The organism is Streptomyces glaucescens, assembly GCF_000761215.1.
Taxonomy (GTDB): domain Bacteria; phylum Actinomycetota; class Actinomycetes; order Streptomycetales; family Streptomycetaceae; genus Streptomyces; species Streptomyces glaucescens_B.
Genome location: NZ_CP009438.1, coordinates 7,220,777 through 7,244,344 on the forward strand (window position 1 = coordinate 7,220,777; position 23,568 = coordinate 7,244,344).

Annotated in this window: 17 protein-coding genes and 2 pseudogenes; 9 read left to right on the forward strand and 10 right to left on the reverse strand. The window is 71.7% G+C overall.

Annotated elements, in window-relative coordinates:
- The first annotated feature begins 357 nt into the window (after positions 1–357).
- The 3 genes from SGLAU_RS31135 (at position 358) to SGLAU_RS35375 (ending at position 2,106) form a co-directional block, all read left to right on the forward strand.
- On the forward strand, positions 358–663 hold the full coding sequence (locus SGLAU_RS31135) for a WhiB family transcriptional regulator (protein WP_366458448.1): 306 nt from the start codon (positions 358–360) through the stop codon (positions 661–663).
- Between the two features lie 724 nt (positions 664–1,387).
- On the forward strand, positions 1,388–1,750 hold the full coding sequence (locus SGLAU_RS35370; protein ID WP_159072817.1) for a hypothetical protein: 363 nt from the start codon (positions 1,388–1,390) through the stop codon (positions 1,748–1,750).
- A gap of 53 nt (positions 1,751–1,803) precedes the next feature.
- A complete protein-coding gene (locus tag SGLAU_RS35375; RefSeq protein WP_159072818.1) occupies positions 1,804–2,106 on the forward strand; it encodes a hypothetical protein in 303 nt (100 codons plus the stop codon).
- 911 nt (positions 2,107–3,017) lie between these two features.
- Here SGLAU_RS35375 and SGLAU_RS31140 read toward each other — a convergent pair.
- Positions 3,018–3,716: pseudogene (locus tag SGLAU_RS31140) on the reverse strand (oxidoreductase); the annotation flags it as partial.
- 401 nt (positions 3,717–4,117) lie between these two features.
- On the opposite strand from SGLAU_RS31140, the gene SGLAU_RS31145 reads away from it, so the two are divergent.
- The 4 genes from SGLAU_RS31145 (at position 4,118) to SGLAU_RS31155 (ending at position 7,399) form a co-directional block, all read left to right on the forward strand.
- A complete protein-coding gene (locus SGLAU_RS31145; protein WP_043505919.1) occupies positions 4,118–5,125 on the forward strand; it encodes a hypothetical protein in 1,008 nt (335 codons plus the stop codon).
- Positions 5,126–5,156: 31 nt separating this feature from the next.
- Entirely contained in the window at positions 5,157–5,297 is a 141-nt protein-coding gene (locus tag SGLAU_RS35380) for a hypothetical protein (RefSeq protein ID WP_159072819.1), read from the forward strand.
- A 351-nt stretch (positions 5,298–5,648) separates the two neighbouring features.
- A complete protein-coding gene (locus SGLAU_RS31150; protein WP_078957977.1) occupies positions 5,649–6,401 on the forward strand; it encodes a CHAP domain-containing protein in 753 nt (250 codons plus the stop codon).
- A 62-nt stretch (positions 6,402–6,463) separates the two neighbouring features.
- Entirely contained in the window at positions 6,464–7,399 is a 936-nt protein-coding gene (locus tag SGLAU_RS31155; protein ID WP_043505922.1) for a helix-turn-helix domain-containing protein, read from the forward strand.
- Between the two features lie 271 nt (positions 7,400–7,670).
- Here SGLAU_RS31155 and SGLAU_RS31160 read toward each other — a convergent pair whose 3' ends face one another.
- Positions 7,671–8,231, reverse strand: coding sequence for a TetR/AcrR family transcriptional regulator (locus SGLAU_RS31160; protein WP_043505923.1), 561 nt, complete (start codon positions 8,229–8,231; stop codon positions 7,671–7,673).
- A 141-nt stretch (positions 8,232–8,372) separates the two neighbouring features.
- Here SGLAU_RS31160 and SGLAU_RS31165 point away from each other — a divergent pair, with 141 nt between their 5' ends.
- Positions 8,373–9,971, forward strand: a complete 1,599-nt coding sequence (locus tag SGLAU_RS31165; RefSeq protein WP_078957978.1) for a carboxylesterase/lipase family protein — start codon at positions 8,373–8,375, stop codon at positions 9,969–9,971.
- Between the two features lie 54 nt (positions 9,972–10,025).
- On the opposite strand, the pseudogene SGLAU_RS31170 reads toward SGLAU_RS31165, so the two are convergent.
- The 8 genes and pseudogenes from SGLAU_RS31170 to SGLAU_RS31205 all read right to left on the reverse strand — a co-directional run.
- Positions 10,026–10,226 (reverse strand): annotated as a pseudogene (locus tag SGLAU_RS31170) (ketosteroid isomerase); the annotation flags it as partial.
- Positions 10,227–10,400: 174 nt separating this feature from the next.
- A complete protein-coding gene (locus SGLAU_RS31175; RefSeq protein ID WP_043505924.1) occupies positions 10,401–11,627 on the reverse strand; it encodes a cytochrome P450 family protein in 1,227 nt (408 codons plus the stop codon).
- Positions 11,624–12,847: a cytochrome P450 gene (locus tag SGLAU_RS31180; RefSeq protein ID WP_043505925.1), complete on the reverse strand. Its 1,224-nt coding sequence runs from the start codon at positions 12,845–12,847 to the stop codon at positions 11,624–11,626. The genes SGLAU_RS31175 and SGLAU_RS31180 overlap by 4 nt, the downstream gene beginning before the upstream one ends.
- Entirely contained in the window at positions 12,844–13,470 is a 627-nt protein-coding gene (locus SGLAU_RS31185) for a GTP-binding protein (protein WP_412556253.1), read from the reverse strand. Before SGLAU_RS31185 ends, SGLAU_RS31180 begins: the two co-directional genes overlap by 4 nt.
- Positions 13,451–13,798, reverse strand: coding sequence for a DUF742 domain-containing protein (locus SGLAU_RS31190; RefSeq protein WP_043505927.1), 348 nt, complete (start codon positions 13,796–13,798; stop codon positions 13,451–13,453). The genes SGLAU_RS31185 and SGLAU_RS31190 overlap by 20 nt, the downstream gene beginning before the upstream one ends.
- On the reverse strand, positions 13,795–14,202 hold the full coding sequence (locus tag SGLAU_RS31195) for a roadblock/LC7 domain-containing protein (protein WP_043505928.1): 408 nt from the start codon (positions 14,200–14,202) through the stop codon (positions 13,795–13,797). Before SGLAU_RS31195 ends, SGLAU_RS31190 begins: the two co-directional genes overlap by 4 nt.
- On the reverse strand, positions 14,199–16,025 hold the full coding sequence (locus tag SGLAU_RS31200) for an ATP-binding protein (protein ID WP_043505929.1): 1,827 nt from the start codon (positions 16,023–16,025) through the stop codon (positions 14,199–14,201). Before SGLAU_RS31200 ends, SGLAU_RS31195 begins: the two co-directional genes overlap by 4 nt.
- A gap of 370 nt (positions 16,026–16,395) precedes the next feature.
- Positions 16,396–16,632: a hypothetical protein gene (locus SGLAU_RS31205; RefSeq protein WP_043505930.1), complete on the reverse strand. Its 237-nt coding sequence runs from the start codon at positions 16,630–16,632 to the stop codon at positions 16,396–16,398.
- A gap of 710 nt (positions 16,633–17,342) precedes the next feature.
- Between SGLAU_RS31205 and SGLAU_RS31210 the strand changes: the two genes are divergently transcribed.
- Positions 17,343–23,564, forward strand: a complete 6,222-nt coding sequence (locus SGLAU_RS31210; protein ID WP_078957979.1) for a DNRLRE domain-containing protein — start codon at positions 17,343–17,345, stop codon at positions 23,562–23,564.
- Positions 23,565–23,568 lie beyond the last annotated feature (4 nt).

The window sequence follows — 23,568 nt, forward strand, 5'->3', positions numbered from 1 at the left end:
CGACCGCCCTTCACGATCACGCCCCATGCGGGCTCAGCCCCGGTCAGCGCGCTGGCCGGGGCTTGTCCGTGCCGACCGAGCACGCCGCGCGTCGTCCCCTCCACCGAACTGAGGCCGCTGCCGCCCTCGAGTCGTCGCGCCACTCCATGATCCAGAGATCGACGTACTCGTCCACGTGGTACGACGCGTAGCTGCGCTCGTCGTCGCTCCCGCACACACAGGCTCGTCGACCACCCCCGCACCCGCCGTCGGGCGCCCCGGGGTCCTAGCATGGAAGACGCGACCTCTGCCGGGCCTGCGGCTCCCCCATGCCGCAGCCACGCCGCCGGCTCAGCCGGCACCATGCGGAGGTGCGCCGTGCCCGATGACCGCTCGTTCCGTGACCGTGAGGCCGACACCTGGGCGGGGAACGTCGCTCGGAAGTGGCTGCGGGAAGCCGCCTGCGTAGGCGAAGATCCCGAGCTGTTCTTCCCGCCGGCCGAGCTGGAGACCGATCCCCAGGTCGCCCGGGCCCGCGCGGTGTGCCGCAGGTGCCGCGTCCTCCTCGACTGCCGCTCCTGGGCGATCGAGCAGGGTGAGGACGCCGGCATCTGGGGCGCCACCACCGCCAGACAGCGCCGCGCCATCAGCCGGGAGATGCGCCGGGTCGCGGCCCCGCGCTGACCTCCGGCGCCGGCAGCCGGCAGCTACGGAACGGGTCCAGGCCGTACTCGCAGGCGGCCCGGTGACCAGCTCACAGCCCGTACGGTGCCCGTCGGCCGGTCTACCCGGCTGTCGACCCGTTGCTCCCCTGCCGGGGCAGGCTGCGGACAGTGGGCCAGTGAAGCCTCCGGCAGAGCGGGTGATCCTGGTCTTGAACCCGTCTACCAGGGGCTTCACTTGTCTGTCACGCCAACTACTGGACCACACTGGCAGGTTGGAAGACGCACACTTCGCTCATCAGGTGCTACTTCGCTGATCGGGAGTTACGCCGTTCTTCTTCTTGAAAACCCGGACATGAGAAAGGGGACAGGGATGCGATCAAGCCGGGCAGGGATTATTGTCAGAGTTGGGCGGCCTTATGGCGCAAGGTCCGATATTGGGCTTCGTGATGCAATGCAATGCATTCATACAGCCATGGAGCTGAGCGTGCGACCTGTGCCCTGCTCGACACGCAACCGCGAGGGGTAAAGGCTGACATCGCAGAGACGTAGCGGCGGCCAACTGCAAGGGACCGCACATATCTCAGTAGTCATTTTCTCCACGGTTGACCGACCGCGGCACGATCGGCGAGATGACCGGTGGGCGACTGCCTGGAGGTCTCGACGGCGGTCGAAGGGCCGGACGATACGCGCCAACAGGGGCATGGGTCTCCACCAGCTGGGAAACGCGAGATCGGAGATGCGCGATGACAGAGATCGACGCGGCGGTAGTGGACTCGAACGCGTCCAGCGCTACGATCCGGGCAACGATATTCAACAAATCAGGTCGTACCATCGCCACGGGCGGCACAGTGCGACTTACGGCGGCTCCCTTCGGGACCGGAAATTTCGCTGATGCGACTTTCGGCTCGATCGCGCCAGGGGGGCAAGAGACGCAGCTTATCAATTGGGATCTGGAGCAAGACGATATGGGGCATAGCCCATATCCGACGGCCGCCCGCTACTTCCTTTCAGCGGAAGAGGGCGGGGCCTGTTCGGGCGGAACCGGTGAAAATCCAGAAGGAATTGCAGGAGTCCGGTTCTCCATATTTGACCCCGACTGGTCGTGACTGCGCTGATCCTGGGGTGAATAGCGGTCCCGTCCCGCGTTAGCGAGGAGATCATGTCTACTTCGTCATTCCAAATGTCGAGCTTCACTCCTGTTGACGGTAGTATCGTCAATCAAAGCTCGACCTCGGTATGGTTCTCATTCTCCAGCGCATACGTGACGCATATCAGCGTCGAAATATGGTCTGAGGATGACCAAGGCGCAACCTATGCTGATAGGCAAGAAACGGATACGAACGGTACCGATGATGTGGGCTTGTCGTTTGCCGTGCCCGCCGCCGTTGACCTGCACTACAAGATTACGGTCAGCGGCGACCCCAGCTCCAATAATACTGTCCACGTCCGCATCGAATGGTGACTCGTTGGCATTCCGTGGGCCATCCCAGCCCCGCCAGGGCTTGATCAAGTTCCGTGGCGCACGATCAGAGGCCCGGCCTCTGCCGCGTGCGGTGCGTCGAACGGTCCCGAGCCCGGGACGACGCGTCGGCCCGTGTCCGCGTCTGCGGCAGGCGGTGTCCACCGGTCGTGCAAGCCCCGGACGCCCGGCCGACGGTGTGACCGTTCAGGGGCGAGTGTTGACGTGGCGTACCTGCGGTCCCCACTTCTCCATGACGGGTTTCATGCACCACTGGCAGAGCGGTGCGCCCCCGCGACCGTACTTGTGGGTCTTGCGCTGACAGGTGGCGCAGGGGCCGACGAGGTCTCCCGGGCAGGTCAGCGCGGACGGATCGGGCTCCGTGACAGGGGGTGGTGCGGTCGGCATCGTGTTTTCCTGTTCTGGATGAGGGGGCGATTATCAGCCACCAGTCATCAGAATACGGCCACTGCCGTACACCAGTTCGATCGTGCTCGTGGATGCGGGAGAGGGTCGCGGGGGAAGGCTCGGGAGAAGTCAGGGGCAGCCCGGGAATGCCCGGCGCCCGGAGCTGGTTGTGGACGGCGTGGTCGTGGAGGGGACAGTGTCCCCGGGCCTCACCCATAGCCCATGAGGACGATCGTTCGGCTGAAGCCTCATGGAGCCTTTCGCCGTGCAGGCGACCGCCCTTCGCGACCACGCACGTGTCACGGCTCCCGGCCGGCGCCCGTGCCGGCCGGGAGCCGTGACACGTTTTTGCTCGAGCCGCTGCTTCCGCAGGCCGAAGGCCGAGCGTCGGCCACGGCACGTCGCCCAGCCGATCCCGCCACCGGCGGCCATCCCCTCGGTGCGGGCCGAGGGCAGCCGGTCATGGCGCCGCCCTCCTGGTCGCGCCTGAGGTGAGCTGCCGATCCCTAGTTCTTCTGCAGGGTGCGGGTGACACCCGCGATGACGGCGGTCGTCAGCATCCAGCCGAAAGCGATCAGCAGGTAGGCCAGCCACTGAAGGCTGTGATTCGACCAGTACCAGGCCGTGCGCTGGCCCAGACCGCCGATGGGGATCAAGAGGTCGAGTGTGTAGACGAGGGGCTGGAACGGGGCGCCTTCGCCTCGTTTGGCCGGGGTGGGGGAGTGGGCGCCGAAGATCAGCGTGCCCAGGAGGGTCAGGGCGAGGAGCCACACACCGGCCAGCCAGGGACGGTAGCCATAGCCGACGGTCAGGTCGAGCAGGTACCCCCACGCGCGCGCGGCCGGGGACAACATCTGACGCCGATGGCGCTGCTTGGCCAGCAGAACGCGGCGGGCGTCGTCATCGTGGCCGGTCTTCCGGTACCAGCCTGCCAGTTGCTCATAGGGCTGCGGGTTGTAGTCCGGGCCGCGTCGTATCCATGCCACGCGGTGGGTCACGGAGTTCCGCCGCCCCACCGCCTCCCGTCGCTCACCTGCCTCGTCCACAATGATGGAGCCGTACACGAAGCCGTCCAGCTCCACGACGTCCGGCCAGCTGCGGTCGCTGTCGTGGAGGTAGGCCACCTGCGCGCCGCGCAGGTCCACCGTGCCGGACGGTGTCCGGGCGAGGGTGAGGTCGAAGTCCGCGGCCTGCATCAGCCGGGCGGCCTCGCCTCGCCCTGCCGCGGCGAGAACCGCCAAGCGCGCGGTCACCGACGGTGGACGACTGTGGACCTCGGCCGGTTCGCGGCTGGTGCCGATGCTCAGGGCCGCAACCCGGCGGGGCCGCGACCCACTCGGACAGCGACCCGGTGGGGCGACGCGGGCCTCAACCTATGGGGCCACTGTTCCTCGGCCTGCCTGCCGTTGCTTGACCCGGGGCGATGGCGCGGTCGGCGCGCCCCAGCCGGATCGCGTGCCCCATCCCACGGGGCGAGCAGGGTGAGCACGCGCTCCACATGGGTCGGCAGGTCATCGCACGCGCTCCCTGAAGGGTTCAAGTTCACCCCCTCGCCTCGCGTGTTCGAATTTTCGTTCGATAATGTGGTGGGAGGAGGTGAGCAGTGATGAGCGCGGAGACGCGTACCCACCGGCAGGCAGTGGTGATGCACGTGCGCTGCCCCGACCGCCTGCCGGAGGAGACCTTCCGCCAGGTCCTGGAGGAGCTGGCCGGTCTGTCGCCGGTGGTGCAGGCCCTGCCGCCCACGGCCGCGCTGGTGGACCTGACCGGCGCCATCCGCTACCACGGCTCCACCCCGCACCGGCTCGGTGAGGTGCTGCGGATCCGCTCCATCTCCCGGCTCGGGGTCGACGTCCGGGTGGGGATCGGCCCGTCCATCACCGTCGCCGCCACCGCCTCCGCGCAGGTCCCGCAGCCCGGCGGCGTCCTCGCCATCGCTCCCGGCCAGGCCGCGGACTGGCTCGCCCGGCTCCCGGTCGACGCCCTGCACGGCATCGGCCCCCGCCAAGCGGCCGTGCTCCGCGATTACGGCATCCACAGCGTCGGCCTGCTCGCCGCCGTACCGCCCGCCACCGTCCAGCGCCTCCTCGGCGGCCGCGCCGGCCGCCTGGCCGTCGACCGCGCCCGCGGGATCGACCCCCGCCCGGTCGTCCCCCGGGCCCTGCCCGCCTCCGCCACCGTGGGCTGCACCTTCGACCGGCACACCCTGGACGGCGCCGCCGTCCGCGCCGCCCTCCTCGACCTGGTCGTCCGCCTCGGCGTGCGCCTGCGCCGCCGCGGTCAGGCCGCCCGCGCCCTGACCCTCACCCTGAAGTTCGCGGGCGGCACCACCTGGGAGAAGACCCGGCGCCTGACCGAGCCGTCCGCCCACGACGACGACCTCCGCCGGCTCGCCTACCAGCTGATGGACGCCGCCGGACTCCAGCGCGGCCGCCTCACCGGCATCACCCTGCGCGGCGAGGACCTCATCGACGCCGCCCGCGTCACCGAGCAGATCAGCCTCGACGACACCCGCGAGGACCGGCTCCGGGCCGAACAGGTCATGGACCGCATCCGCGACAAGTACGGTCCCGCCGCCATCGGACCGGCGGCCGCCTTCCGCCGGGCATCCTGACCGACGCCGTCGCCCCGGCGCCCATGCCGGCGTGAACGCCGAGGTGCGTACCCGGGTGCGCGCGAACGAGCCCGACACCGCGGCGCACCGCAGCCGCTCGAACCGGCTCGGCATCCCCTGGCGGCACATCGAGGGCGACGTGCTCCCCGGCGGGGGACGGCTCCGCCCATGACGCCCCCGCCGCCGGACGCACGGTGGAACCCGCCTCCGCACGGTCACGCGTACGCCGGCACCCGGCTCGCCGGTGCCCGCACCGCGCACGCCGCCGCCGGGGGAGCCGGGCACCGACGAGGACCGCGCCCGGCGGCCCCCGCACCACCGGGCCAAAGGTGACGCACCTGTCCGCGCTCCAGCGGCCGTCCGTCCGGACAGGCCGCTGACCAGGCCGGACAGGGCTTCGCTGTCCCGGACATGTCCCGGACGCCGCAGGCCGTTGCCCACGTCCGCGGCCGGCGTCCAGTGTTCCGTCCGTCAGCCGGACCCCTCCCGGGACCGGCGGGAACCGAACGGAAGGACGTACGGAATGTCATTGGCGAGCACGGTGAAGAGCACGGGCGTCGCGGGAGCGGTGCTGGCTCTCACGCTGGGGGGACTCGGCACGGCCGGACCGGCGCAGGCGGCGCCCGCTCCGGGACCGGCCGCGGGCAAGATCGCGCTGGGGCAGTACCAGAGCACCAACGCCGAGGTGCGCAAGCGGATCTACGAGGGGGACGCCAAGGGCGGCGACACCGAGCGGAACAACTGCAACTTCTACACGGGGTTCTGGACCGCGAAGGCCAACTACCGCTGGGACGGCACCACCGCGTCCCGGCACGGCACGATCAACAACACCCAGGCCTGCGGCACCAGCAAGGGCTACATGTACATCAAGGTCGACGGCGCCTGGACGAAGAAGTGGACCAGCGTGAAGTGGACCTCGCGCGCCTGGTGCGCGGACTTCGCCAAGTACGCCTGGTACTGGGGCAAGGCGAAGATCACCGGGCTGAACGCGGCCGCCGACTCCTTCCGTACCTACGGCAGGGCCAACGGCACCTGGCACACGAAGGCGCAGGTGAAGGCGGGTACCTACAAGCCGCGGGCGGGTGACGTGGTCGCCTACGACAACAACGGGGACGGACGCGCCGACCACGTGGGGGTCGTGACGTCGTACAACTCCGCGCGGAAGGTGTACCACTCGGTGGAGGGCAACACCTCGCTGGAGCGGCTCACCTACAAGAAGACCCAGCCGGCCACGGCGGGCAGGGTGCTGGGCTTCACCACGCCGAAGGCGCGGTAGCGGTCCGAGCGGTGGCCTGAAAGTGCTTTCCCTTGTGGCAGGTCCACGCCACTATCTGCCTCATGAGTCACAGGTCACCCGCCCTGTCGGAGATAAGGACCGCGGCCGAACTGGCGGCGGAGCTGCGCGAGTTGAAGGCCCGTTCCCGGCTGACCTACCGGCAGCTCGAGGAGCGCGCGGCGCGCAGCGGTGAGCTGCTGCCCCGCAGCACGCTCGCCGACGTGCTCCGCCACGGCACCCTGCCGCGGCCGGAGTTGCTGACCGCGTTCGTCCGCGCCTGCGGGGAGGGGGACGCCATGGACGAGTGGCTTGCCGCACGCGAGCGGGCCGCGCAGTCCGCGGGGCAGACTCCCGCGACGCGGACACCCGAGGACGACGGCCTTCGTACGGGGGTCGAGGGCCGTCGTCCGCGCCCGCGCAGCTCGGGTCCGTGGGTGGTCGGCGGGGCCGTCCTCGCGGTGGCGTTGTCCGCCGCCGGGGTGTGGCTGCTGAGCGGCTCCGGGGAGAAGGGAACGGCACTCCCCGGGGACGAGGTCCACATCCGGCCCGTCCGGGCGCCCGGGTTGTGCCTGACGGACGGGCACGTGGCGGACGGGCGCTACGGCTCCCTGGTCGCGGTGCAGCGCCCCTGCTCGGAGGCGGTGCCCCCGACCACCACCCTGGACCGGGTCGAATCGGACACCTATCGCATCGTCTGGTACCACCCCGAGCACGGCAAGGGCTGTCTCAAGGTGCTCACCTCCGGGGGCGGCAAGGGGCTGCTGGAGCCGTGGGAGAACTGCCGGCTGTCGACCCTGTTCCGTTTCGTCCCGGCCGAGTCCCGGGCGCCGAAGGTCTCCGGCCGTACGTACCGCATCCAGGTCACCGACTCCGCCTGTGTGACCGCCGCCGGCCTCAAGGCGGGCGCGGAGGCGGTGGTGGCGCCCTGCGGCAGGAGCGACGCGCAGGTGTTCGTGGTGGAGGCGGCCGTCACGAGCCGGGACGACGGAGCTCACTGACGGTCGCGGCCGGCGGACCCACTGCAGGGTCCTGGCCCTTCACCCCGCGCAGGACGATCCAAGACGACCGGAGACGACCGGGGTGGCCGAGGGCCGGGCCGCCGGCGGGACCGGCCCGCTCGCGTGGGCGCCGGAGTGGCCGGTGGCCCCTGAACTCCCGGGACACGGAGAGGCGGTGTCGCCTGACGACGTCCGCACCCTCCGGCGGGTGACCGGGGGGCCTTGCCGCAGGCGGCACCGAGGCTGCCTCACCGGTCCCGGGCCCCGGTTCTCACGTCTCCTCGGGCAGACGGGCGGCCAGTGCCCGCAGGCCCGCCAGCACCTCGTCGGCGGTGGGCGCGGACTCCGGGTCGGCGAGGTGCTGCATCATCAGGCCGCTGACGAGGGCGAGTTGCACCGAGCCGACGGTACGGATCACCGTTTCGGAGAGCTCGCTCTCGGCGGTTCCCGTGACCTCTCGCGCCATGCCGCTGCGTCCCTGCCGCAGCCCGGCGGCCACCTGCTCGCGCAGCTCCGGATCGCGCTGCGCCCGCAGGACGGTCTCCAGATTGGCGATCCAGAAGGTCCTGTTGACCGAGAACGCCTCGATCAGGCGACGCCACAGCGCGCCGAGGTCGGAGGCGTCCGTCGAAGGCCCGAAGGCCTGGTTCCCCGAGTCGAGTGCCTCGAAGAGGGCCTGGTTGAGCAGCGCCTCCTTCGAGCCGAAGTGATAGCCGATCGCCGCCATGCTGACGCCCGCCGCCGAAGCGAGGTCGCGGACCGTGGTGCGTTCGTAGCCCTTCGTGAAGAGGCACTGCTTCGCGGCCTCCAGCAACTTCTCCCGGTTTCCCATGGCGTCGACCCTAGCAACAACCTGCGCGCTTGTGTGAGACGACCGCCTCACGCGCTCGCCTTAGGCGCTCGTCTTGCGCATTTGCCCAAATCCTGGCTACGGTACCGGGCAGCGAAGATCACGCCGAACACGGGAGCCCGGATGAACAGCAAGAAATCAGGCGCGGCCGTCCTGGCCGCTGCCGCCGTCTGCGCCACGCTCGCCGCCACGGTGACCGCGGCCGGCCCCGCCTCCACACGCCCCGGCGCACCAGTCCCCTCCCCACGGGTGATGACCGCCGAGGGCCCCGTCCTCGGCACGGTCGCCGATACGGTGCGCACGTTCCAGGGCATCCCCTACGCGGCCCCGCCGACCGGAGACCGCAGGTGGAAGGAGCCGCAGCCGGTGCGCCCCTGGACGTCCCCGCTGGACGCCCGCGCCCCGAAGAGCGCCTGCGCGCAGCCGGCCGAACCGCCCGTCTCGATCGAGGGCGGTGGCAGCGAGGACTGCCTCTACCTGAACGTCACGACTCCGGCCGAGCGGACCACGGGGCGGCTGCCGGTCATCGTCTGGATCCACGGCGGCAGCTTCACCTACGGCGACGGCGCCACCTACCGCGCGACCAAGCTGGCCGCCGCCCGGCAGGGCGCGATGGTCGTGACGGTCAACTACCGGCTCGGCGTGTTCGGCTTCCTCGCCGCTCCCGGCCTGCGGGCACCGGCCAACCTCGGCCTCCTCGATCAGCAGGCCGCGCTGAAGTGGGTCAGCCGCAACGCCGGTGCCTTCGGCGGCGACCCCGGCAACGTCACGATCATGGGGCAGTCGGGCGGCGGCTACAGCGTCTGCGCCCAGTTGGTCTCGCCAGGTGCGCGAGGGCTGTTCAGCAAGGCGATCGTGCAGAGCGCGGGCTGTGTCGGACCGGACGGCGCGTTCACGCGCGAGCAGGCGGAGACCAGCGGTCGCACCGTCACCGGCGCCGTGGGCTGCGACGAGCCGCGCACCGCCGACTCCTGTCTGCGGCGCAAGTCCACCGCCGAGCTCATCGAGGCGTCCGTCTCCGGGCACGACGGCTACCGGCCGGTGGTGGACGGCGAGGTGCTGCCCGAGGCGCCGTCACGAGCGATCGCCGCCGGGCGCTTCGCCCGGGTGCCGGTGCTGCACGGCTCCACCCACGACGAGATGAGCGGGCTGGCCGGGCTCGACGAACTGACGACGGGAAGGCCACTGACGGCCGAGGCGTACACCGAGAAGGTCAGGGAGCGGTTCGAGCAGGACGCTCCCGCGGTCCTGGCCGAATACCCCGTGGCGAGCCACCCGGCACCCGGGGCCGCGCTGTCGGCTGTGCTGACCGACTCCGAGTGGTCGACCGCGGCGCTCGACACCCAGCGCGCGCTGGCCCGCCACACCCGCGTCTACGCCTACGACTTCGCGGAGACCGACGCACCGTACTTCAGGAGCGTGCCGCGGCCGAAGAGCTTCTCCCTCGGCACCGGCCACATGATCGACCTGGCCTATCTGTTCGACAACGACCTGTTCGAGCCGCTCGACGACACGCAGGCCGGACTGTCGGACACGGTGACCGCGTACTGGAGCCGGTTCGCGAGCACCGGGCAGATGAACGGCCCCGGCCTGCCCACGTGGCAGCGGTTCACCGGCAGCGGTCCGTACGTGCAGCGGCTCGCGTCCGGACGCATCGGACGGACCGACTTCGCGGCCGACCACCACTACGCCTTCTGGAAGGCACTCGCTGCCGCGCGGTGAGGGAAGGCATCGGAGAGGGCCGCGGCCCCTTCACCGAGTCCCCGCTTCGAACCTCTCGGCGAGCTCGCGGTAGTGGGCAGCCGCGTCGGCCCGGGCGGACCGGTGACGGATCCACGGCGTGGCGGGGCGACCGTGCTCGGCTTCCGGCCAGTTCGGCTTCCAGTCGCCCTCTTCGGCGTACAGCTCGGCGATGCGCTCGGGATCGCCCGCGCCGATCCTCTGCAGCAGCTCCCCGACCACCGTGCGGGTGTTCATGGACGCGGCTGTCGGCGCCGGCGAGGTGGAGTGCAACCTGGCGGGCGGCGGCGGTTCACCGGTTCGTGCGTCCGGGCCGCGCCACTGCCTGCGGCGGTTGACGCGAGCGTCCCTGCTCGCTGGGGCCGGGCGGCCGGTCGCGGCCGGGGGGCGGGCCGCCCGGCCCAGCCGGGGTCAGGGGGTGAGCCGGACCGGCAGCTCGAAGAGGTCGTTCTGGGTCACCACCGGCTTGTTGCGCAGGGCCGACGCGGGAACCGCGAGGTCGAGGTCCGGGAAGCGGGCGTACAGCGCGGGCAGCGCCACGCCCGCTTCGAGCCGGGACAGCGCCGCCCCGGGGCACACGTGCGGACCGTGCCCGAAGGAGATGTGCCGGGTGCGCGTCTCGCGGGTGATGTCGAAGTCGCCCGCCGTCGGACCGTGCGCCAGCTCGTCGCGGCCTATCGCGCCGTACGACACGATGAGCGCGTCCCCGGCGGGCAGCACCTTGTCCCCGACGGGGACGTCCTCGGTCGCGAACCGGATCAGCACGTGCGAGGTCGGGGTCGACCAGCGCAGCGTCTCCTCGATCACCGCCGGCCAGGGCACCTCGCCGGACAGCACCAGCGCCCGCTGCTCCGGGTGCGTGGAGAGGTTGACGACCGCGTTCACGATGAGCGAGATCGTCGTCTCGTGCCCGGCCGCGACCATCAGCTGCAGGGTGGACACGACCTCCTCGTCGGTCAGCCGGTCGCCGTCCTCGGAGGCCGACAGGAGCGCGCTGGTCAGGTCGTCGCCGGGCGCCGCCCGCTTCGCAGCGACCGTCTCGGCCATGATTCCGGCCAGCTCGGTGAGGGTGGCGACCACCTCGTCCGGCGGGGTCTGGGTCGAGAAGAACTTCTCGAACAGCACCTTCAGCCGCGGCAGTCGGCTCTCGTCGATGCCCATCAGGTCCGCCACGACGTACATGGGCAGCGGGTAGGCGAAGGCGGCCTTGAGGTCGACCACGCCGCCGTCCGCGGGCAGCGCGTCCAGCAGCCGCCCGGTCAGCTCGGTGATGCGGCCGCGCATCTCCTCCACGCGCCGCGGGGTGAGCGCCTGGGCGACCAGGGTCCGCAGCCGCCGGTGATCGGCGCCGTCCACGGTCAGCATCGAGCGGCCCGGGTTCACCAGGCCGATCAGCGGCCAGTCCGCCGGGATCTCGCCCCGCTGCCAGGCGCCCCACCGGTTGATGTCCTTCACCAGGCGCGGGTCGGTCAGCAGGGCCTTCGCCTCCGCGTGCCGGGTGACGGCCCACACGGGAACACCGCCGGGCAGCTCCACCGCCGCGAGCGGTCCCGCCGCGCGCAGCTTCGCGCTCTCGCCGTCCAGGTCGGTGACGAAGGGGTCCAGGGGGATCCGCACGTCTGCGGTGCCGGGCGTCATGGTCTGTTGCCTCCCAGGGCAGGGGTGGGGGTGAACCGCACGGGCAGCTCCGTCAGTCCGCGCAGCCAGGGCGAGGGACGACGGGTCAGGGAGTCGGCCGGGACCGCCAGGTCGATGTCGGGCAGCCGGTCGAGGACCACCTCGATGGCCGTCCGCGCGATCACCTCGGCGATCTCCTGCGCGGGGAACGGGCAGCGGTGCTCGCCGTGTCCGAACGAGAAGTGCGCGCTGTTGCCGCCGGTGAAGGCGGCGGCGTCGGTGCGCACCTGCGGGTCGGCGTTGGCCGCCTGGAGACCGAGCAGGACGAGGTCGCCGGCGAGGACGTGGCGCCCGCCGAGCTGGGTGTCGCGCGCCGCCCAGCGGCCGGCCACGTTCTGCGTCGGGGTGTCCTCCCACAGCACCTCGTTCATCGCCTCGGCGACGCTGTGGCGGCCGCCGAACAGGGAGGCCGCGAACCGGTCGTCGGTGAGCATGAGGCGCAGCGAGTTGCCGATCCAGTCGGCGGTCGGCTGGTGCCCGGCGGCCGTCATCACCATGAGGTCCTGGATGATCTCCTCCTCGGTGAAGCCGTTCGGGTCGGCCAGCATCCGGGACACCACGTCGTCGGCGGGCGCCGCCCCGCGCTGCGCGACCAGCTCGGCCATCGACCGGCCCAGGTGCCGCTGGCCGTCGAGGGCCCGCTCGCGCCCGTCGATCATGTCGTTGAGGGCGGTGACGAGTCCGCTGCTCTCGTCGTCGGAGAAGCCGTAGAGGCGGGCGAGCACCCGCACCGGCAGCAGCATGGCGTACTGCCCGACGAGGTCCGCCGTTCCGGCGGTGCAGACGGCGTCGATCAGCTCGTCGGCGAACCGCTCGCAGTGGCGGCGCAGCACTGCCGGCTCCACGCCCTCCAGCGCCTTGGCGATCATGCCCGCGCGCTGGTGGTGCCGTTCGCCGACGGTGTAGAGGACGGACGGCTGGTCACGGCCGATCATCGGCAGCAGCGGCCAGTCGTCGGGGATGTTGTCCCACTGGTTCCACAGGCCCGAGTCGCGGCTGTAGAGGACCGGGTCACCCGTCACCTGGTGCAGTTCCCGGTAGCCGAGCACCAGCCAGGCCGGTATGCCGCCGTCCAGCAGGACGGGGGCGACCGGGCCGTGGTCACGGCGCATCTCCCGGTACAGCCGGGCGGGTTCGGTCTGGAAGCGGGAGCCGCTGAGCGGTACGGCGTCGGGGGTCACACGGTCTCCCGGAGGGACGAGTCGGTACGAGCGGACCGGTCGCCCAGGTGCCGCTGGATGTGCTGGACCAGAGCGATCAGCACCTGCTTGCTGGATTCACGGGAACGGGCGTCGCACTCGACGATCGGCACGTGCGGATCGAGGTCGAGCGCGTCCCGTACGTCCGCGGGATCGTGGCGGGGGCCGCCGAAGTCGTTGCAGGCCACGATGAACGGGGTGCCGTGCCGCTCCAGGCGGTCGATGGCGTACCAGGAGTCCTCGATCCGCCGGGCGTCGAGCAGCACCACCGCGCCGAGCGTGCCGGAGAACAGCCGGTCCCACAGGAACCAGAAGCGCTCCTGCCCCGGCGCCCCGAACAGGTAGAGCACGTTGCGCGCGTCGAGCGTGATGCGCCCGAAGTCGAACGCCACGGTCGTCGCGGTCTTCCCGCGCACCTCGCTGACGTCGTCGACCGGCTCGGAGGCCCGGGTCATCGTCTCCTCGGTGTTGAGGGGACGGATCTCGCTGACGGACCGGACCATGGTCGTCTTTCCGACGCCGAAACCGCCCACGATGACGATCTTCAGACCGTTGTCGGCGGAGGCACCCAGCGGGGTGCGCGCGTCAGAGGCTGCGGAGTTCAACGAGCACCTGCTCCAGGATGTCGGGGTCGGGAAGGGCGGACGTACGGGGGTGCCGGGCGCTGACGCGTCCGGCGGCGAGGAGGTCGGACAGCAGGATCTTGGTGATGCTCACCGGCAGCCCCAGCTCGGCGGCGACCTCCACCACCGCGATGGGCCGCTGCGCCATCCGCAGGATCGCCACGTGCTCCGACTGCATGCCCGCCGTCGGTTCGCTCTCCGCCACCACCAGGGTGACGAGGTCGAACGGGCTGTCGGGGCCGGAGCGGGTGCGGCCCCCGGTCAGCGTGTAGAGACGGTCGGGCGCGTCGTCCCTGCCGGGCCGCCTCATGACGTGCGCGGCTGGGCCGTCAGGTGCTCGCCCAGCTGCTCCACCAGTTCGCTCATGTTGTGGCCGACCAGACCCGGCTCGGCGTCCTCGGTGGTGACCACGGCGAGATGGGCGCCCTCACCCGCCTCGACGATGAAGAGGGTGCCGCCGTAGAACTCGGTCATCGACGAGCGCACCCCGCCGCTGCCGTCGCCGAACTCCATCGACGCGCCGTGCGACAGCGACTGGATCCCGGCCGCTATCGCGGCGAGCTGGTCCGCCTGGTCGACCGTCAGCTCCGGCGTACGGCAGAGCTTGAGCCCGTCGCGGGAGAGCACCAGTGCGTGCCGCGCGCCCGGCGTGCGCTCCAAGAGCCCTTCGATGAGCCAGGTGAGCTTCTCGTCGGCGGTGGTCGTGCCGGTCATGAGGTGGTGTCGCCTTCCGGGTGCGAGGGGGTCGGTACGTCGGGGGACGCTTCGGTGGGACGGGTGCGCGCAGCGGTTTCGCCGGGCGGCTCGGCGCGGCCGGTGGTCCCGGGCTCGAACGCGCGGGGAACCGCGGGACGGTCGTGCGCCTCCGGCGGCGGGTCCGCCGCGGCGGCCTCGACCCGAACGGCCGGCCCGGAACCGGGCGGCGGCTCCGCCGGGACCTGCCCGAGGGCGGTGTCCGCGGCGGGGCGGTGCCGGGGCACGTGCTGTCCCGCCGTCCCGGCCTCGGTCTCCTCCGGCGGCATCCGCTCGGCCGTCCCGGGCCGGGGCCGCTCCGGCATCTCCCGAGACTGCGCCGCCTCCGCGTCGGGCGGCTGCGGCAGCGCGTGGCGGCCCGTCGTCTCCGAGGACGACTCGGCCGCGCGGACCGCGCGGCGGAAGTCGCCGAAACGGGCGGCCCTCGCCTTCAGGCCGCCGGCGGCCTCCTCGGGGCGGGGCGCGTCGGCGCGGGAGGTGGCGCGGGCCCGCTCGGCGGCGGCCAGGGTGCGGCCCCGGCGGCGTTTCGGCAGGCCGCCGGCCGCGCCCGTGGACGGCTCCCGCTCGACCCGCTCGTGGACCGGGGTGGTCGTGGCGGGGCGCGGGGCGGGGAGGGACGGGGTGTCCTTCACCGGTCGCGGGGCGGCGGGGGCCTCCGTGAGGATGTCCTGCGGGAGGAGGACGAGGACGCCGGTTCCGCCGCGCGCCGACGGCCGGAACGAGACCTTCATGCCGTGCTTGCGGGCGAGGCGGCCCACCACGGCGAGGCCCAGCCGGGTACCGGTCAGTCCGCCCAGCTCGGTCACGTCACCCGAGACGGCCCGTTCCGCGCGGCGCAGCTGGAGGTCGCTCATGACGAGCCCGCTGTCCTCGACGGAGACGATGACCCCGGCCGGCACCTCCTCGACGTAGACGTGCACCTCGGCGCTGGGCGGGGAGAAGTTGGCGGCGTTGTCGAGCAGTTCGGCCAAGGCGTGCATGACGCCCTCCGCGGCGTGCCCGGCCACCGCCGTGCTGCTGGCGGCGTGCAGCCGGACGCGCTGGTATCCGCTGATGCGGCCCATGGCGCCGCGCAGGATGGACTCCATCGGGATGGGACGGGCCCAGCGGCGACCGGAGCGGGCACCGGTGAGCACGGCGACGGAGTCGGCGAGCCGCCCCGCCTGCGCGGTGCGGTGGTCCAGGTGCAGCAGGTCGGCCAGGACGTCCTCGTCGCTGTGGCGTTCCTCCATGGCACGCAGGTCGGCGAGGGTGCCGGTGGCGAGCGCCTGCATGCGGGCGGCGGCGTTGGCGGTCGCGGCGATGGCCGCGGCCCGCTCGGCGGCGGCGCGTTCGGCCTTCTCGGACAGCCGCCGCACTTCTTCGTCGAGATGGGCCCGTTCGGCCGCGTGCTCCTGGGTGAGCCGGTCCCGCTCGCGGGCGAACTCCTCCAGCAGGCGCGTGCGTTCGTGGGTCGCGGCGTCCGTCAGCCGCTGGTGCTCCTGCCGCCACCGCGCGGTGAGCGCCTCGCGTTCACCGGCGAGGCGGGCCGCCTCGGCGCGCGCCGACTGCAGCCGGGCGCGCGCCGCCCGCGCGGTGCGCAGCCCGTGGGCGGCCACGGTGACGGCGGCACACAGGAGGGCGGCGCCGGCTCCGGCGCCCCAGCCGAGGGGACCGCGTATGCCGGGGGGTGCCATGGACACCGCCCAGCCGACGGCGAGGGCCGACACGGCCGCTGCTGCCAGGGCGATGAGGAGCAGAGGTCGCACGGCGGGCCGGTCGCCCGAACGGGGTTGCGCGGTCATCAATCAGGTCCTCGGGCGGCCGCGACGTGTGCGGCCTTCGTGTCGTCCAGGGGAACGTGTGCGTAGTTGCGCAGTTGAGTGTTTAACGCTGATCAACCGACGGTCACTATACGAGAGTTACTGATCGAAATGACAAGGGCCCTGTCCGGATGATCCGTTGAAGAGGAGCCGGCCGAGAACGGCACACTCATGGACCGCCGGCCGCCCCACCGCCCGTGCCCGGGACCTTCACCGACCCGGCTCAACCGGCCCCCATGCGCCGGGTGGTGAGGGCGATCGAGCCGCGTCGCCGCCCGCCGGGCCGCAGGCTCCACCGAGGCGCCGGAACGACACGGCGCCCACAGACGCACGCCTGCACGCGAGGACCTGCTCAGAACAAGGTGTCGGTGTCGCCGGTGTCCTCGGCCGGCGCCGGGGCCGGCGTGCGGACGCGACGGGGATGCGCGGGCTCCGGGTCCGCCCCGAACAGCGCTTGTGTGCCGCACTCGTCGGGCACCGCGGGTACCGGCCGGCACACGGCCGCGTCGACCAGGTCGAGCGGGGCGGTGTCGTCGAAGTCGGCGCGCCTCATGCGGGTCCAGTCGCGGCCCTCGGGTATGGCGGTCACGGGTGCCCTCCTGTCTGCGCTCGGTGCCGGGGCGTCGCGGGCGACGACCCCGGCGCACGGTGGTGTCGAGGTCGGTGCCGGGCGGCGATGCGGATCGCACGGCGGGCCGCGCCGGCGGTTGCCCCGGCGGTGACGGTACCGGTCGCCTTCATCCTCCCCGCTCTCTCCGTTCCCCGCGTCACGGTTCCCCGCGTCACGGTTCCCCGCGTCACGGCGGCCGTCTCCCAAGGCGCGGGCCGGGACATCTACTTGTCTGCCCGTCTGTTCTCAGCCCGTCTCTCCCTCTGTCCGTCCCTCTGCTCATCCGTCTGCCCACGCGGACGGCGCCTGGATCATTCGTGTGCTTCGCGTGCTTCGTGTGCTTCGTGTGCTTCGTGTGCTTCGCGTGCCCCGCGACACCTGGATGTGAAGTGGGGCTCCCGCAGGACCCGCGCCGCTGGGAACAGTGAGGCCGGACCGGTGTGCCGGCCGTCGGCGGGTGGTGGAGATCACGCGGGCGAGCGAGGCCACACCTGTACAACTTGCGCGTATTTGCTGGGATTTCCGATTTGCCCTGCCGCATACGCTCTCACAGGCACCACATATGTGATGTTCATGTAAAAGTGAGAGATCGGAAAACGATGACGGTGTACAAACCCCCGCCCGGTCGGCGGGGGCGGCCCGGATCGGGCGGGACCGCACGCTGGACAGCGGGCGGGATTTCCCTGGTCATGGCCATCACTCTGCTGGACGTGGCGAGCCTGCCGGCGGCCGCTTCGCCCCCCGGCGCGCCCGCGCCGAAGCGGACGGCCGCGACCCAGGCGGCCGACATCCCGTCGGCCCGCGTCGCGGCGAGACTGTCCGGCAAGCGAGTGGAGGCGCTCTCCGAACGCACGGAGACGTCGACGACGTGGGTGAACAAGGACGGCAGCCTCACCACCGAACTCGCCGCGGGACCGGTCCGGTTCCAGCAGGACGGCAAGTGGGTCGACGTCGACATCGCCCTGCGCCGGTCCGGCTCGGGTGTGGAGCCGGTCGCGCACCCCGAGGGCCTGCGACTGGCGGGCCGCACCGGCACGCCGGCGACGTCCTGGAAGGCCGCGCGCGGCGCGAAGGCGGCCGACCTCGTGACCCTCGGCGAGGGGGACCGGCAGATCACCCTCCAGTGGAAGGGCGGCCTGCCCCAGCCCGACCTCGACGGGACGCGGGCGCGGTACCTCGACGCCGTACCGGGCGCCGACGTCGTCGTCGAGGCGACCCGCACCGGCTTCGAGCAGTTCGTCGAGGTCAAGCGGCGCCCCACCACGGCCGACTACTCGTACACCCTGCCGCTCAAGGCCAAGGGACTGAAGGCCAAGCAGCTCGCGGACGGCAGCGTCCTGTTCACCGACGGGAAGAACAGGAAGCGGGCCGTGATGCCCGCGCCGGTGATGTGGGACGCCACCGTCGACCAGCGTTCCGGGGAGCACACCCGGAAGGCCAGGGTCGGCCTGAAGGTGGTTCAGAAGGGCTCGTCCGTCGACCTGGTGGTCACTCCGGACGCGCGCTTCCTCGCCGACCCGAAGACCAAGTACCCGGTCACCGTGGACCCGTCGACCTCCGCGCTCTCCAGCGTCTTCGACACCTACGTCCAGCAGGGCGAGACCGTCGACTGGTCGACCGACACCGAACTCGACTTCGGCAATCCGGGCACCAAGAACGCCGACGGCACCCCGCGCACCGCGCAGTCGTTCATCTCCTGGAACACGACGCCCGTCCAGGACGCCCTGGTGCTGAACGCGAAGCTGTCGCTGTGGAACTTCCACTCGGGCAACACGGACTGCAAGGCGTACCCGTGGGAGGTGTGGACCTCCGGTGCCGCTTCCACGTCGAGCCGGTGGACCAACCGTCCGACGATGACGGTGAAGAAGGCGACCTCCACCGAGACGCGCGGCAACACCGCCTGCACGTCGGCCCCCGACGGGTGGATCAACGCCGATGTGACGTCCATGGTCCAGGAGTGGGCCTCGGCCAAGGCCACCCGCGGGCACATGGGTGTGCGGGCCGCCAGCGAGTCGGTCGTCGAGCAGTGGAAGCGCGTCAACTCGGCCAACGCCGCCGCCAACCCGCCCAAGCTCACGGTCACCTACAACTACCGGCCGCGCACCGGCACCAAGCAGGAGGCCGGTCCGCCGTTCTTCTCCTACAGCGGCGCCTACACGGTCAACACCGTCACGCCCACGCTGCAGGACAGGTTCGTCGACGCCGACGGCGACAAGGTCAACGGCACCTTCCAGATCTACGACAACGCCACCAACACGCAGGTCGGCGAGCCGATCGTGTCGAAGTTCGTCCCGTCCGGCCAGGTCGCCCCGGTGACCGTGCCCGCGGGGCTGCTGAGCAACGGCAAGACGTACAAGTTCCGTACCTCGCCCTACGACGGCACGCACTACAACACCGGCTGGTCGGCCTGGAAGACCTTCACGGTCGACACCACCGCGCCCGCCGCCCCGACCGGTGTCACCTCCGCTGACTATCCGGCGGGCAAGTGGAGCAAGGGCGCGGGCCAGGCGGGAACCTTCACCGTGACCCCGTCCGCCTCCGACCACAACTGGCTCGAGTGGTCGCTGGACGGCGTGACCTGGACCAAGGTCGCCACCGGTGGTGTCAGCGGTGCCAGGAACATCGTCATCACCCCCTCCGACAACGGCGCCCAGGCGCTCCTCGTGCGGGCCGTCGACCGGGCGGACAACCGGTCCTCCGTCGTCGAGTACGCCTTCAACGTGGGAGCCGGCGGCTTCGTACGGCCCGGGTCCGGCGACCGCACCGCGCGCCGGCTCACCCTGGAGGCCGAGACCGACGGCGGCAAGTACGACAAGGTCTCCTTCTCGTGGCGGCGCTCCGCCGCCGACGACTGGCAGCCCATCCCCGCCGGGCACGTGACCCAGGACGGCACCGCGCTCACGCAGTGGCCGGTGGCCCTGACCAACGGCAGGAACGCGGCGCTGGCCTGGAACGCGACCTCCACCGTCAACCCCGACGGCTCCGTGGAGGTCAAGGCCGACTTCACCGGCCCCGGCGGAGCCGCCGGCAGCGCCGAGCCGGTCACCGTCGTGGTGGACCGCAACGCCGACGGAGCCGCGAGCGAGGACATCGGTCCCGGCTCGGTGAACCTGCTGACCGGTGACTACACCCTCTCCGCGGAGGACGTGTCGGCCTTCGACCTCGCCGTCAGCCGCACCGCGCACTCGCGCCGCCCCGAAGCGGGCGCCCAGCAGGACGACCAGGCCGCCATCTTCGGCAAGCAGTGGGTGTCCGGCTTCGAGGCGCAGCTGAACGAGTCGGAATACACCCACCTGGAGCGGATCTCCGACACCGCCGTCCGCGTGGTCCTCTCCGACGACAGCCCGATCCACTTCACGGCCAACGCGGCCAGGAACGGCTGGATACCCGAGCCGGGGGCCGAGGAGATGGTGCTGAAGGGCAGCGTCAGCGGCACCTTCACCCTCTCCGACAGCTCCGGCACGGTGACCGAGTTCGCCAAGGCGGACCCGACGGCGACCACCTGGCAGGTCAAGAGCACCCTGTTCGACGGTCTGTCCAACTCGACCACCACGGTCATGTCGCAGACGGTCACCGTGGACGGCAAGGAACTGGCCCGGCCGACCCGGATCATCGCCCCGACGTCCGCCGCCACCGCGTCCGCCTGCGCGGCGGACCCGTCGACGAAGGGCTGCCGCCTGCTGGAGTACGTCTACGCCTCGGCCACCACGGCGACCGCCACGACCTTCGGCAACGTCAGCGGCCAGGTCCGCGAGATCCGGCTCTGGGCGACGGAGCCCGGAGCCGCGGCCGCCACGTCCAAGGCCGTGCAGACCTACCAGTACGACGACCAGGGACGGCTCCGCCGAGCCTGGAACCCGCAGACCAGCCCCGCGCTGGTCACCGAGTACGCCTACGACGCGGCGGGCCGGATCACCTCGGTGACGCCGCCCGGCGAGCTGCCGTGGACCTTCACCTACGGCAAGGCGGGCAACGACCCGGCGGCCGGCGAGGGCATGCTCCTCAAGGCCACCCGCGCCGCGCTCAAGGAGGGCACGGCCGGCACCGTCGAGGGCGAGGCCACGACCAGCGTCGTCTACGACGTGCCCCTGTCCGGCGCGTCGGCCCCGTACGCGATGGACCGTGACACGGTCCGCACGTGGGGACAGCAGGACCTCCCCACCGACGCCACCGCCGTCTTCCCCGCCGACGCCGTGCCGGCCTCCCACTCGGGATCGGCCCTGGACCCGGCGGCCTACCGGCTGGCCACGGTGCAGTACCTGAACGTGTCCGGCGACCGGGTCGACCTCGCCGAACCGGGCGGCCGGATCGGCAGCACCGACCACGACCGCTTCGGCAACGTGGTGCGTGAGCTGTCGGCCGGGAACCGGGAGACCGCCCTCGGGACCACGTCCGGCGCCAAGGAGGCGCTGGCCGACCTCGGCCTGGCCGACAGGCCGAGCGCGGAGCGCGCCGAGCTGCTGTCCACGCGGTCCGTGTTCGACGAGACCGGTACGCGCGAACTGGAGAAGTTCGGGCCGCTCGGCCGGATCGACCTGGCCCGTGACCTGAAGTCCGGCGACACCACGCTCGTGGCCGCGGGCTCCTCCGTCCTCGCGCGCAGCTGGACCAGCAAGCGCTACGACGAGGGGCGTCCCGCGGACGCCGTCGGAACCGTCAACCAGGTCACCAGCACCCGCGAGGGCGCACAGGTCCGCGAGCACCCCGCCGTCATGGCGGACGCCCAGCTGACCACCGTCGCCTACGACTGGGCGAAGGGCCTGCCCACCAAGGTGGTCCAGGACCCCGACGGACTGGCGATCACCACCGTCACCGAGTACGACGCCCAGGGCCGCGTCATCAGGCAGGGCGCTCTGGGCACCTCCGGCACCGACGCGGGCACGCAGGTCAGCACCTACTGGTCGGCCACCGGGACCGGCGCCTGCGCCGGCCGCCCCGAGTGGGCGGACCTGCTGTGCACCAGCGGACCGGCCGGCGACATCACCGGCGGCGGGACCAACCCGGCCCAGCTGCCCACGATGACAGCCGAGTACGACTGGTGGGGCAACACCGCGAAGACCACCGAGAAGGCCGGCACCGCGACCCGCACCATCATCCGCGGCTACGACGCGGCGGGCCGCCCCACCACCGTGCAGACGACCGGCCTCGGCGCGGCCGTTCCGTCCACCACGACCAGCTACGACCCCGAGTCGGGCCGAGCGGTCAGGACGACGTCGTCGACCGGCGGCACCCTCACCCGCGCCTACGACAGACTGGGCCGGGAGATCTCCTACACCGACGCGGACGGAGGAACCACCACCACCGCCTACGACCGGCGCAACCGCCCGGTCAGGGTCGGCAACAGCGTCCCCAGCACCGTCACCTACACCTACGACGCGACCCTCGAGCCGCGAGGGCTGGCCACCAAGGTGACCGACTCGGTCGCCGGCGCCTTCACGGCCACGTACGACGCGGACGGGGCGGTGGCCTCCGAGAAGCTGCCGGGCGGCTACACGCTCCAGCAGGTCAAGGACGCCGCGGGTGCCGTCGTCGAGCGCACGTACACCCGTGACAGCGACGGGGCGACCGTCTACAACGACGCCGTCACGTCCACGATCCACGGCCAGGCCGCCACGCGTTCCGGCTGGTCGCACCAGGAGTACGGCTACGACGACGCCGGTCGCCTCACCCGGGTCGAGGACACCAGCGACAACGTCTGCACCCTGCGGACGTACGCCCTCGACAGCCGCTCCAACCGGACCGGCACGACCGAGGCCGCGGCTGCTCCCGGGCTGGACTGCCCGGCCGGTGCCGGTGCGGTGAAGAGCCACGCCTACGACACCGCGGACCGCGTCGTCGACCCGGGCTACTCCTACGACGCCTTCGGCCGCACCACCACGCTGCCGGGCTCGACCCTGTCGTACTACGCCAACGACCTGGTGCAGCGGCAGACCGCCGGCTCCCGCCGCCAGACGTGGCAGCTCGACGCCGGGCTGCGGTTCCGCTCGTGGACCGTGGAGACCGACACCAACGGCACCTGGAGCCAGACGACCGCGAAGACCAACCACTACGGCAGCGACTCGGACAGCCCGAGCTGGATCGTGGAGGACGCCCAGGGGTCGGTGACCCGCAACGTCGGCTCGGCCACCGGCGCGTTCAGCGCGACGACGGGCAAGTCCGGCGGCACCGTCCTGCAGCTGACCAGCATCCACGGTGACGTCGCCCTCCAACTGCCGCTGGACCCGGCGGTCGCGCCGACGGTCCTCGACAGCGACGAGAACGGCGCCGCCCGCACCGGCAAGGCCGCCCAGCGGTACGGCTGGTTCGGCTCCAACCAGCGCTCCGGCGAGACCCTCACCGGGATCGTCCTCATGGGCGCACGGCTGTACGACCCGAACACCGCGCGCTTCCTCCAGCTGGACCCGGTCTTCGGCGGCAACTGCAACGCCTACGACTTCGTCTGCGCCGACCCGGTGAACGGCACCGACCTCGACGGCCGGTGCGGGGCCTGGGGCAACCCCTTCAAGGCGTGCGACAAGTGGCGCATCCTCATGTGGTCGCGCTCCCCGGGCAGCCACTGGAAGACCATCCGTGAGGGAAGCACCTCCAACGTCACGGTGAACGGCAAGAAGTACGGCAAGTTCGGTCTCCGGCACATCAAGGACAAGCACGTCGGCAAGGGGAAGCGCTCGGCGTGGCGGTCCAGCTCCACCATGATCAGCGACCTCAAGAAGGCGCTCATCTCGGGCAAGTGGAGGAACGCCTGGGGCGGTGTCTACGACGGCAAGTGGGACATCACGTACTCATACTGGACGGGCTGCGGTTGCCGTAAGAAGAAGAAGTACACGGTGTACGTGTACTACCGCACCACCAAGGCGCCCGACGGCAAGCCGCTGGGTGTGACGACCGCCTACATCAACCGGACCGGGTGACCTC